The 11,427-nt window shown below is 48.3% G+C and carries 11 protein-coding genes; 2 read left to right on the top strand and 9 right to left on the bottom strand.

What is annotated here, in order from left to right; all coding sequences use genetic code 11:
* Nucleotides 1-123: 123 nt before the first annotated feature.
* Complete coding sequence (locus tag RQP18_RS06150; RefSeq protein WP_342389274.1) at nt 124-1,206, top strand: AI-2E family transporter; 1,083 nt, start codon at nt 124-126, stop codon at nt 1,204-1,206.
* A 143-nt stretch (nt 1,207-1,349) separates the two neighbouring features.
* Here the strand turns inward: RQP18_RS06150 and RQP18_RS06145 are convergent, their stop codons facing one another.
* Together RQP18_RS06145 and RQP18_RS06140 are read right to left on the bottom strand one after the other, a co-directional pair.
* The gene (locus RQP18_RS06145) at nt 1,350-2,381 is read right to left on the bottom strand and encodes a threonine aldolase family protein (RefSeq protein WP_342389273.1); all 1,032 of its coding nucleotides are present in this window, start codon (nt 2,379-2,381) and stop codon (nt 1,350-1,352) included.
* 154 nt (nt 2,382-2,535) lie between these two features.
* Nucleotides 2,536-4,590, bottom strand: coding sequence for a copper-translocating P-type ATPase (locus RQP18_RS06140; RefSeq protein ID WP_342389272.1), 2,055 nt, complete (start codon nt 4,588-4,590; stop codon nt 2,536-2,538).
* A 197-nt stretch (nt 4,591-4,787) separates the two neighbouring features.
* Between RQP18_RS06140 and RQP18_RS06135 the strand changes: the two genes are divergently transcribed.
* Nucleotides 4,788-4,979: a hypothetical protein gene (locus tag RQP18_RS06135; RefSeq protein ID WP_342389271.1), complete on the top strand. Its 192-nt coding sequence runs from the start codon at nt 4,788-4,790 to the stop codon at nt 4,977-4,979.
* Between the two features lie 62 nt (nt 4,980-5,041).
* Here the strand turns inward: RQP18_RS06135 and RQP18_RS06130 are convergent, their stop codons facing one another.
* From RQP18_RS06130 to rpsU, 7 genes are all read right to left on the bottom strand, one after another.
* Nucleotides 5,042-6,913, bottom strand: a complete 1,872-nt coding sequence (locus RQP18_RS06130; protein ID WP_342389269.1) for a PTS fructose transporter subunit IIABC — start codon at nt 6,911-6,913, stop codon at nt 5,042-5,044.
* Nucleotides 6,913-7,827, bottom strand: a complete 915-nt coding sequence (gene pfkB, locus RQP18_RS06125; RefSeq protein WP_342389268.1) for a 1-phosphofructokinase — start codon at nt 7,825-7,827, stop codon at nt 6,913-6,915. Before pfkB ends, RQP18_RS06130 begins: the two co-directional genes overlap by 1 nt.
* The gene (locus tag RQP18_RS06120; protein WP_342389267.1) at nt 7,827-8,594 is read right to left on the bottom strand and encodes a DeoR/GlpR family DNA-binding transcription regulator; all 768 of its coding nucleotides are present in this window, start codon (nt 8,592-8,594) and stop codon (nt 7,827-7,829) included. Before RQP18_RS06120 ends, pfkB begins: the two co-directional genes overlap by 1 nt.
* 92 nt (nt 8,595-8,686) lie before the next feature.
* The gene (locus tag RQP18_RS06115) at nt 8,687-9,358 is read right to left on the bottom strand and encodes a hypothetical protein (RefSeq protein WP_342389266.1); all 672 of its coding nucleotides are present in this window, start codon (nt 9,356-9,358) and stop codon (nt 8,687-8,689) included.
* An 11-nt stretch (nt 9,359-9,369) separates the two neighbouring features.
* Nucleotides 9,370-10,347: a flotillin-like protein FloA gene (gene floA, locus RQP18_RS06110; RefSeq protein WP_031549028.1), complete on the bottom strand. Its 978-nt coding sequence runs from the start codon at nt 10,345-10,347 to the stop codon at nt 9,370-9,372.
* Nucleotides 10,348-10,399: 52 nt separating this feature from the next.
* Nucleotides 10,400-11,083, bottom strand: coding sequence for an NfeD family protein (locus RQP18_RS06105; protein WP_342389265.1), 684 nt, complete (start codon nt 11,081-11,083; stop codon nt 10,400-10,402).
* A 117-nt stretch (nt 11,084-11,200) separates the two neighbouring features.
* Nucleotides 11,201-11,377, bottom strand: a complete 177-nt coding sequence (gene rpsU, locus RQP18_RS06100) for a 30S ribosomal protein S21 (protein ID WP_017548804.1) — start codon at nt 11,375-11,377, stop codon at nt 11,201-11,203.
* Nucleotides 11,378-11,427 lie beyond the last annotated feature (50 nt).

Raw genomic sequence — 11,427 nt, 5'->3', positions numbered from 1 at the left:
ATCTCATATGCTTCATTTTATATACCCATCCCTGATTTTAGCAATCCATCTGGACGAAGTATAGCCATCCTGAAATATAATGCAGCCATCCGGGTATGAAGTATAAGAGAAAGGAGTGTTTGAATGACACATAAAGTCTGGTTTCGGACAGCTGTCGCTATTATTTTCCTATTATTGATTATTCGCTTGTTTATGGAAGTTCAAGGAATATTTTCTCCAATTTTTGTAGTCGCACAGACCATCTTTCTCCCCTTGCTGATTGGTGGAGTACTTTTTTATCTGACAAGACCTGTGTTGTATTTCCTGCAGGAAAAGGGATTTCCCAAATGGTCGGCCATCCTGCTTATTTTTGTTTTGCTGGGAGCAATTATATGGCTGTTTTACATCCTTATTGCACCAATTGTTGCCAGTCAGATCAATTCTTTTGTGAATAATGCTCCCGGCATCATCAGAAGCACAGAAGAATATATAAGATCTCTCCTGAGTCAGCGTGAACACCTTCCAGCTTCTGTCCAGGAACAGGCAAACAGCATAGCCGGACAATTTTCCGACTGGGCTTCCAATGTCGGCTCATGGATCGTATCTTTCCTGTCTGGGCTGGTCTCTGGAGTGCTTACCCTTATTCTCGTTCCTTTTTTCCTGGTCTACATCCTGATCGACCATCAGAAGTTCGCACCGTTTGTAGCTCATTTCTTCTCCGGAGAAAGACGTGCCTGGATCCGCAAAACTTTGCATGATGTGGACGAAACTTTGAAGGCCTATATCGTCGGACAGCTATTTGTCAGCCTGTCTGTCGGCACCATGCTGCTGATCGGTTACTTGATCATTGGACTTGACTATGCCTTTCTCCTTGCGCTTATCGGTGTAGGGACCAATGTGATTCCGTTTCTAGGCCCCTATCTCGCGGTAATTCCAGCCCTGATAGTCGCTCTGGTGCAGGATCCGATCATGGCTTTGTATGTGGCCATCATCATGATCGTCGCCCAGCAGATTGAAGGGAACCTGATCACCCCCAATGTCATGGGCAACGCGCTGAACGTCCATCCCCTGACGGTCATTACAATAATACTCGCTGCCGGGAACATTGCTGGAATTTGGGGCATCATACTCGCAGTTCCTTTCTACGCAGTGTTGAAAACCATTGTGACGAACATCTATTCAAAACGGAAGGAAATTACAAGGAAAGCAAGAGAAGATCTCTACTGACAGAAGGAGACCCGAAAGCCCATCATAACTCCAACTAGTGGGGATTGCTGCCCTGCATCCTTCCTTTAAGCTGCAAATGGGTGACAGGGAGTGAACGTAAACGAAATATGTAAATAAATGCCCATCCACTGGATGGGCATTATTTATAGCCTCCCTATATCTTCAATCAATGCTTCGACGTCATTTTCGTCGGTCGACCAACTTGTACAGAAGCGGATCACTTTCCTGTCCACATCCAGGTCTTCCCATGGTTGGAAAGCATACTTTTGCCTCAATTTATCAATCTGTAATGTGGTTAAAACAGGAAATAACTGATTGGTCGGCGATGGATAATGCATCTCTATGCCTTTGTTTTCAAAACCTTCCTGCAGGCGCTTTGCCATTTCCAGGGCGTGCCGGGATATGTCGAAATACAGATCGTCTTCGAACAGCACTTTGAACTGGATGCCGAGCAGCCTGCCCTTCGCCAGCATCCCGCCTTTCTGCTTGATGATATAACGGAAATCCTCTTTGAGGGAGCCGTTTGATATTACGACAGCCTCCCCGAACAGTGCCCCTACTTTCGTACCGCCGATGTAGAAGACATCACATAGTCTGGCCACGTCCGCCAAAGTGGTATCGTTCTCTTCGGAAGCAAGTGCGTATCCGAGCCTGGCCCCATCAACCATGAGGTAGAGATTATAATCATCGCAGACCTTTCGGATCCTCTCCAGTTCCTGCTTTGAATATAATGTGCCGGATTCAGTCGGCTGGGAGATGCAGACCATCTTCGGCTGGGACATATGTTCCCGGACGGGACTGTTCCAATGTCCTTCCACAAAATCCTCAACCTGTTCTGCACTGATCTTCCCATTTTCATTTTCAAGCTCCAGCACCTTGTGCCCTGTCGCCTCTATCGCTCCGGTCTCATCGGCGGCGATATGTCCGGAATCGGGAGCGATGACGCCCTGATGCGTTCGGAGCGCTGATGAAATGATGGTCAGGTTCGCCTGTGTACCGCCGACCATGAAATGGACATCAACATCATGATCGCATATGCTGCTGATCAGCGCCTTCGCCTCATCCGAGTAGTGGTCCCTGCCATACCCCGGAAGCTGCTCTTCATTCGTATCTACAAGCTTTTCAATAATTCTCGGGTGTGCACCTTCTGTATAGTCATTGTCAAATCGGATCATGCCTATCCCTCTTTCCACCTGGTTTGGCCCTTATCAACTCCAAAAGTCCCTTCACTTTTATAATAGTGTCATAGTGGCATAGGCGTCAATTACATGGCTCCCGATTCTCATTCCACACAAAAAAGAAGAGCCCGTAAGCTCTCCTTTCCAAGCATTATTCGACTTCGAAACGGTGCAGCAGCTGTGCATTGATGGCGACTATGATGGTACTTAGGCTCATCAGTATTGCACCTACCGCGGGACTGAGGATGATGCCCCAGGGGGCGAGTACGCCTGCTGCCAAGGGAATTGCGAAGATATTGTAGCCGGTAGCCCAGATCAGATTCTGGACCAGTTTGTTGTATGTCCGCTTCGATAGGCTGAATATCGCAAGTATATCCTTTGGGTTGCTGTCTACGAGGACGATGTCTGCACTATCCATGGCAATGTCTGTACCTGCCCCGACAGCAATGCCGACGTCCGCCCTGGTCAATGCGGGAGCGTCATTGATTCCGTCCCCGGTCATCGCTACAACGAGACCCCGTTCCTGAATCTCTGCCACTTTTTCTGCCTTTTGATTGGGCAGGACTTCAGCATATACTTCGTCAATTCCGATCTGTTCGGCAACATAATCGGCTACTTTTCGGTTATCGCCGGTCAGCATGATGGCTCTGATATTGCGTTTGTGCAGCTCAGCCACCGTCTCTTTTGCACTTTCCTTGATTTTGTCTGCAAGTGCGACCGCACCCGACAACTCTTCGTCGATCATGAGGAACACAACGGTCTTGCCCTGTCCGGACCACTCATTGAAACGTGCATCATCAAAGTCGATATTTTGTTGAGCGACGTAGCCGGGGCTGACAACTTTGACATTTCTGCCATCAATCGTCCCTTCTATTCCGACACCTGTAATGGAATTGAAATCGGACAGTTCATGGAGCTCCAGATTTCTTTCAGAAGCTTCATCCAGTATGCCTGTAGCAATCGGGTGCTCCGAATCATTCTCAACTGTTGCTGCATGGGTCAGAATTGTATTTTCATCCATATCGCTGAAGGACTCGATATCTGTGACACCGAATGTCCCTTCAGTCAAAGTGCCTGTCTTATCGAATATCACAGCGTCTATATTGCGTGCCCGCTCGAACTGTGGACGCTTGCGTATCAGTAGCCCATATTTGGCAGACAGGGCGGTGGAAACCGAAATGACGAGTGGCGCCGCCAGTCCAAGAGCATGGGGGCAGGTGATGACCATGACTGTCACCATCCTCTGAATGGCCGTATCCACAGTCGAACCCATGGCCAGCCAGACGATGAAAGTGATGATGCCTGCAGCCAATGCGATATAGAACAGCCACTTGGCTGCCTGATTGGTGATATCCTGCGTCCTGGATTTGGTCTTCTGGGATTCCTTCACCATTTCGATGACCTGATTCAAGTAGGACTCGTCCATAAGCTTCTCTATTTCTACAGTAAGGGAACCTTCCCTGTTGATCGATCCACCGATCACTTCATCGCCTGCGGATTTGACTACCGGAACAGACTCGCCGGTCAGCATCGATTCATCGACTTGGGATTTCCCTTTGATGATTTTTCCATCCAGAGGCATTTTTTCTCCAGGTTTTACCATCACATGGTCCCCTGCTTTGATTTCATCCACCTGCACCTCTTCTGTAGACCCATCCTCGGAAATACGGTTTGCCGTATCCGGCATCAGGGAGGCCAGAGACTCCAGTGCTTTGGATGCATTGTTGATGGAACGCATCTCGATCCAGTGGCCGAGAAGCATGATGAGTACCAGTGTCGCCAGTTCCCAGAAGATCTGTTCCCCATCAAAGCCAAATACGACGGCAATGCTGTAGAAGAAGGCGATGGATATGGCCATGGCGATCAGGGTCATCATTCCGGGCTCCCTATCCTTCAGTTCATCGACAGCACCCTTGATGAATGGCCAGCCGCCATAGAAGTAGACGAAGGTGGACAATGCAGCCAGAATATAGATATCACCTGTGAAACGCCAATCCACTCCCATGAAGTTCTGAATCATTGGTGACAGAAGCATGATGGGAATGGTGAATATCAATATGATGAAAAACTTGTTTCGGAACTCCTGCACCATGTCTCCATGGTGGTCATGCCCCGCATGACCATGGTTGCTGTGATCCTTGTCATGGGACCCATGATGTTTTTCGTGGTCATTATGATTATGCTGTCCATTTTTGGTGTGGATCATCCTATCACTCCCTGATATATCATTTCATCTAAATTATACCCCGGCAGGGTATAAATAAACAAAATCAATGCTCATCAGACGAAAATAAAAATCATTTGAATGAACATGGCATATGAATTTTTCAGGAAAAGGTGCCGTATGTTAGAGTGGAATGACTATCAGGAGCAACGATGTCTATTCCTATAAGGAGTTTTAATATGAGAAATAACAGCACAATACTCTATTTATTGGTTGCTGTAGCACTTATCGTCTTAATTAGTGGAGCCTATAATATCGCAGTCAACAATACAGCGAGTGTGTTGCAGATTATTGCACTTGCAGGCCTCGGTGCAGTTACTGTTGTAGCGCTTCTGGGCTTCATCGTCAGACTGTTTACCACTGGAAGATGATAGGATATTTAATTAACAAAGAAGTCCCACATGAAATCAATTTCATGTGGGACTTCTTTGTTTTATTGTCTAATCGGCTTTTTCAACAGTCCAAGCAGTACTGCACTAATGAGTGTACCTATGAGAAGTGAGAGCAGGAACATGAGTCTGCCTTCTCCAATCGTCAGTGCAACGAACAGCCCGCCATGCGGTGCATTGATCGTTGTTGCGAATGCCATGGCAAGGGCGCCTGCTGTTGCGGAGCCGATGACCATGGACGGGATGACCCGAAGCGGGTCGGCGGCTGCGAAAGGAATGGCACCTTCAGTGATGAAGGACGCACCCATGATCAGGTTGGTTGGACCGGAAGATCTTTCCACCTGTGTGAACCTGTTTCTGAATACCATTGTTGCGACTGCAATAGCGAGTGGCGGAACCATGCCGCCGATCATTGCTGCGGTGATCGGTTCAGGATTGTTCGCAGACAGTGCTGCGATGCCGAAGGCGTAGGCCGCCTTGTTGATTGGGCCACCCATATCGATGGCCATCATGCCGCCAACGATCGCCCCGAGAAGGATGATGTTGCTGCCGCTCATATTGCTGAGCGTCGTATTCATCCAGTCGTTGAGTGCTGTAGCCGGGGGATCGACGATATAGTACATGATGATACCTGTTAGGAATACGCCAATCAGCGGATAGAGCAATACTGGTTTCAATCCATCGAGCACTTGTGGCAGACCTTCAAGCAGCTTCTTGATTCCTACCATGAGGTAACCTGCGAGGAAGCCTGCAATCAGGCCGCCAAGGAAACCGGAGCCCATCGTCGATGCCATGAGTCCACCGATCATACCGGGAGCAAGCCCAGGTCTGTCCGCGATGCTCATTGCGATGAAGCCGGCGAGGATTGGAATCATCAGCTGGAAGGCATTGTTGCCGATGAAGTTGATCATCTCTGCAAGTGGATTATACTGTGCGTGATCCGGATCGGCGGAGTGGATGCCGAACATGAAGCTGATTGCAATCAGTATACCTCCGGCAACAACGAACGGCAACATGTTGGAGACCCCGTTCATCAGATGCTTGTAGATGGAAGGCTTGCCTTTGGCACCCTTCTCTCCTTCCATCTGTTTTTTGGACTGTTCTGCACGGTATGGTGTCCTTGAAGTATCGAGAGCCTGGCTGATCAGTTCATCAGGGCGTTTGATGCCGTCTGCCACAGGTGCTTCGACGACATTCTTGCCATCAAAGCGTCCCATCTGGACATTCGTATCTGCTGCGACGATGATGCCTGCAGCCCGAGCGATATCTTCATCAGTAAGTTCATTTTTCACGCCTGCAGAACCGTTCGTTTCGACTTTGATGTCGTATCCCATTTCGCCTGCCTTCTTCTTCAGTGCATCGGCTGCCATATAGGTGTGCGCAATCCCTGTGGGACAGGCTGTAACACCCAGAATGAATGGCCGGTCGGATGGTTCCGAAACTGCATCTTCCGTCGGCTCGGAGTCGTCGAATGCATCAATCGTATCGATGACTTCCTCTTTTGTAGATGCATTCATCAGCTGGTTTTTTGCATCGTCATTCATCAGTATGGTGGACAGCTTCGCCAGCGCATCCAGATGGGTGGTTGCCTGGCCTTCAGGCGCGGCAATCATGAAGAACAGATATGCCGGCTGCCCGTCCATGGAAGCGTAGTCGATGCCTTCCTGGCTGCGTCCGAACATGATGGCGGGTTCGAGCACTTCAGCCGTCTGTGCGTGCGGTATTGCGATACCGTCACCCACGCCTGTCGTACTCTGTGATTCCCGTCTGTGGATGGCTTCCTGGAACTTATCCTTTTCGGAGATCTTTCCTGCATCATGGAGCCCTTCCACCAGTTCAGTGATGACTGCTTCCTTTTCAGATGCACGAACGTTCATATTGATGGTGTCTTTGGTCAAAAGTTCTGTAATTCTCATCATTTCACCTCTTCTATCGTTTGGATTTCTATCTGGTCAAGCAATGCTTCTATGGCATCACGGGTGGCGAGATCATCACTGAACGCCGTGGCGCTGCCGCATGCAATGGCATATTTGAGCTGTTCGGTAACGGGGTGCCCTTTTCTGCTAATGAAACCGGCAACAGTGGAGTCCCCGGCCCCTACCGAATTTTTTAATATTCCTTCCGGCGACGGAACATAGTACGTATGCTCCGAATTGATGAATAGCGCACCATCGCTGCCAAGTGTGAGCAGAATGTTCTTTGCGCCAAAATCAAGCAGCTCGGTTGCCGCCTCGATCATCTCGGTTTTGGTCGATGGCTTTTTGCCGGTGATGCCTTCAAGTTCAAACAGGTTCGGCTTGATCAGGTATGGCTTGTGTTTGAGTGTCGATGTCAGCTTGTCGCCTTCGGCATCGATGGTGAACTCGATTCCTTTGCTGTCGAGGAGCTGCGCCAGTGTCTCGTACAAGCTGTCATGGCCCGATGGAACACTCCCTGCGAATACGACATGGTCTTCGGGTGTAAGCGATGAAAGCTGGTCTTTCAGCCTATCGATATCAGAGGTGTCGATCATTGGTCCTGCGGCGTTGATTTCCGTCTCTTCACCGGTTTTCAATTTGATATTTATACGTGTATCTCCTGAAACTTTGATGAAGTCATGGTGGATTCCCTGGCTTTGAAGGGTCTCTTCTATGAAACTTCCAGTGAATCCGCCGGCAAAACCGAGTGCGGTTGACGGCACTTCGAGCGCACTCAGAATCCTTGAAACATTGATTCCTTTGCCTCCGGCATATTTGGCAGTGTCCCCTGTTCGGTTCAGACCTCCAATTTCAAGCTCATCCAGGCGTACGATATAATCCACGGAGGGATTGAATGTAACGGTATAGATCATTATTTTTTGCCTCCATAAATTTCAGTGCGTGATCTTATCTTTTCCAAGAAAGTGTGCTGTACATCATCGGTGATGATTGATGCGTCCTCTATATCGGCAAATCTGATGAAAGCCGTACGGTTGAATTTTGTACTGTCCACCAGTGCATATGCATTCCTGGACTGGCGGATTGCACTACTCTTGATGTAGGCCTCCTCCTCTTCAGGAGTGGAAAGGCCATGTATCGCGTCCGCTGCATTTGCGCCGATGAAACACTTGTCAAACGACAGTCTGCTGATCTTGTCGATCACTTCAGGCCCAACGACGGCTTTGGTGACCGGCTTGACCCTGCCTCCAAGTACATGGGTCTGATGGCCATTGCGTACCAGCTGTTCGATCAATGTGATGCCATTGGTCACGATGGTAAGATTCTGCTGGGAGATGAAGGGTACCATCTCATATGTCGTCGTACCCGCATCTATGAAGATGATATCTCCATCTTCAATCAGACTGGCTGCTTTTTGAGCGATTTTGATCTTTTTGGAAAGATTTCTGACGGATTTTTCACCATATTCTTCTTCCCTTTCGATTTGCCCGATTGTGGCGCCACCGTGGATGCGCTCAAGCATCCCCTTCTCTTCGAGATGCGTCAGATCCCTGCGAATCGTAGGCGCACTGCTTGAAGTGATTTCTACAAGTTCATTGACTGAAGCCATCGTATTGGCATTCAGGTAGTCCATTATTTTCTCATATCTTTGGTTGGTCAGCATTCCATCACCTTCTTCCATAAGAATATACCTCATTATATAATCAATGTCAATCATAAACGTTCATAAACAATCATAAAAGGACAAAAAAGAAACGCCAGCCTATGCTGACGTTATCTTCTGGATTTTGGCTTTCCGATGATTTCTGAAAAGATGACACCATTCACGATATCCTTGCGACCGAAGGAAAGGGCTTCCCTTTGCACTTTCGGCTTCTGGTTCGGTTCCTCGGGCTTCTGTCGCCTGTGGGGACGTTCCCCCACCGCGCCTGCTTCAATTTCATCCCTGCGGCCCCGCTCCGGCTGTCGGCGGGCCTTCACTTCTTCACGTGCCCTGTCGGCCCAATCGTGACCTTGTGATGAGTCTCTCGATTTCTGCCTATAGGGATCCGCCACCTTTTTGCCGACATTCGTTTCTTTGGCCTTCTCTTCAAGACTCCGTCCAAATGACCGTTCGGCCATCGGACGCTGGTTCGACTGGCGTTCTGCACGTTGGTAAGCAGGCCTTGATGAGCTACTTTCCTGTGCAGACTGTCTCGAACTTTTCGGAGTCTGCTCTGTTTCACCGGAAAAACGACGTTCTATCTCTCCGACCATATCATCAAAAAGTCCTTTTGGCTGATTGGCAGAGTTTGGTTGCCTTCTTCTGGGAGCAGCTGAACCGGTCGGCCGGTCCATCTTACTCGGGTCAATATCCCGCTCTTCATTCTTGCCTTTATTCTTCTGGCTGGCAATCGCCGTGTAGATGATGCCACCTATGAAGATAAGCAGAGGGAGTATTTCCATATTATCACAGCCTATTCATCGTCTTGAGTATCACGTGTCGGATCGGTCATCTTATTGATCGAATCCCTCATGTTTGTATCCGCTTCGACGTTTTTAAGGTTGTAGTAATCGCTTACGCCGATATTTCCACTTTTGAGTGCCTGGGCAAATGCAAGAGGCACTTCGGATTCGGCTTCTACAACTTTCGCCCTCATCTCTTGGACACGGGCTTTCATTTCCTGCTCTTGGGCTACGGCCATTGCACGACGTTCTTCGGCTTTTGCCTGTGCAATATTCTTATCCGCCACGGCCTGTTCAGTCTGAAGATCGGCACCGATGTTCTTACCGATATCCACATCCGCGATATCGATGGACAGGATTTCAAATGCTGTACCGGAATCCAGACCCTTTGAAAGTACGGTCTGTGAAATGCTGTCCGGATTTTCGAGCACTGCAGTATGTTTGTTGGAAGAACCAATCGTGGATACGATACCTTCACCAACACGGGCTACAATCGTATCTTCACCGGCACCACCGACGAGACGTTCAATGTTGGCGCGCACTGTAATCCGTGCTTTCGCCTTCACTTCGATACCATCCATCGCCACACCGGCAATGAAAGGCGTCTCGATGACTTTCGGATTGACGCTCATCTGTACGGCTTCAAGGACGTCACGACCGGCAAGGTCGATTGCCGCACATCTTTCGAAAGTCAAATTTATGTCTGCACGCTGTGCCGCAATCAGTGCATCAACGACCCGGTCCACGTTACCGCCTGCAAGGAAGTGGGACTCGAGCTGGTTTGTTGTGACCTTGAGACCGGCCTTATGTGCCTTGATCATTGGTTCGATTACACGTTTTGGCTTGACCCTTCTCAATCTCATCCCGACGAGGGAAAAGATCCCGACATTTACACCGGCGGCAATGGCTGAAATCCACAGGCCGATCGGTACAAAGGAAAGGAGGAAGGAAATGACGATGAATGCGATGACAATAAGGAATATTATCATCAGACTTGACCCGGTGATAAACATTAGATTCATGTAAAACGCTCCTTTTAAATTATTCTTCCATTGGACGGACTACAACACGGGTTCCTTCAACATGTATTACTTTAACTTCAACATCCCCGGCAATATAGCCACCTTCCGCCACAGCATCAATCCGCTGCTCCTCATACCTTATCGTACCGGAAGGTCGGAGCGGTGTAACGGTCTTTGCCGTCTTGCCGAGCAGATAGGATCTGTCATCGAATGATGTATAGCCCGATTCTGCATCTGTCGCATCCCTCAGAATCAGACGATTAAGGAAAGGCAGCTTACTCTTTTTCTTTTTCACAAATATCACCCACTCGATTATAGCTAAAAAAATGATGCCGAGAATGTAAAAGCCGAACAGAAGCACACTGCCACTCACCAGGATCATACTTACTATTATAATGATTCCACCTATCAGGGCAAGGAAGCTCCCAGTCATGAAAAGCCCCACGACTATGAAGAGGGTACCGATGATGAAAAGGACAAGTACGATTCCATTATATTCACCGATGAGAAGATGTCCTGCATAGTAGACGATGATGGAGAGTATTGAAAGTATGCCGATAATACTGATGCTTTCGGAAAAGAGCTGATAGATCAGCCCCAGGAAGAATATCGCTAATAAAATAAAGGCAACCAATGGCATCGTAACAACATCTCTGAAGGCAGTCAGAATATTCCCTATCAAAAATGCCTGAATTAGAGCCATTATAATCCCCTCCATTAATTTCATTATACATGAAACCGCTATATTATTAAATTGATTGCAAAAAAAAAGACAGCACAGGGTGCTGTCTCTATATCGTGATTATCAGAGGGAGTCGAACTATTTGAATTTACGCTTACGGGCAGCTTCAGATTTCTTCTTACGCTTTACGCTAGGCTTTTCGTAGAATTCTCTCTTACGAGCTTCCTGGATCGTACCGCTTTTAGAAACTGTGCGTTTGAAACGACGCAGCGCGTCTTCAATAGGTTCGTTCTTTTTAACTACTGTTTTAGACATCGTCTTCCCTCCCTCCGGATAACAAAAACCTTACTTTTACATAGTATTAC

This window comes from Salinicoccus sp. Bachu38 (assembly GCF_038561955.2).
In the GTDB taxonomy this organism is placed as follows: Bacteria; Bacillota; Bacilli; order Staphylococcales; family Salinicoccaceae; genus Salinicoccus; species Salinicoccus bachuensis.
This window is presented reverse-complemented; position numbering and strand designations above follow the sequence as displayed.

Excerpts from the sequence above, each read along its gene's own strand:
- RQP18_RS06150 (WP_342389274.1), top strand. The coding sequence starts at position 124 with ATGACACATAAAGTCTGGTTTCGGACAGCTGTCGCTATTATTTTCCTA.
- RQP18_RS06145 (WP_342389273.1), bottom strand. The coding sequence starts at position 2,381 with ATGATCCGATTTGACAATGACTATACAGAAGGTGCACACCCGAGAATT.
- RQP18_RS06140 (WP_342389272.1), bottom strand. The coding sequence starts at position 4,590 with ATGATCCACACCAAAAATGGACAGCATAATCATAATGACCACGAAAAA.
- RQP18_RS06135 (WP_342389271.1), top strand. The coding sequence starts at position 4,788 with ATGAGAAATAACAGCACAATACTCTATTTATTGGTTGCTGTAGCACTT.
- RQP18_RS06130 (WP_342389269.1), bottom strand. The coding sequence starts at position 6,913 with ATGAGAATTACAGAACTTTTGACCAAAGACACCATCAATATGAACGTT.
- pfkB (WP_342389268.1), bottom strand. The coding sequence starts at position 7,827 with ATGATCTATACCGTTACATTCAATCCCTCCGTGGATTATATCGTACGC.
- RQP18_RS06120 (WP_342389267.1), bottom strand. The coding sequence starts at position 8,594 with ATGGAAGAAGGTGATGGAATGCTGACCAACCAAAGATATGAGAAAATA.
- RQP18_RS06115 (WP_342389266.1), bottom strand. The coding sequence starts at position 9,358 with ATGGAAATACTCCCTCTGCTTATCTTCATAGGTGGCATCATCTACACG.
- floA (WP_031549028.1), bottom strand. The coding sequence starts at position 10,347 with ATGATAATATTCCTTATTGTCATCGCATTCATCGTCATTTCCTTCCTC.
- RQP18_RS06105 (WP_342389265.1), bottom strand. The coding sequence starts at position 11,083 with ATGGCTCTAATTCAGGCATTTTTGATAGGGAATATTCTGACTGCCTTC.
- rpsU (WP_017548804.1), bottom strand. The coding sequence starts at position 11,377 with ATGTCTAAAACAGTAGTTAAAAAGAACGAACCTATTGAAGACGCGCTG.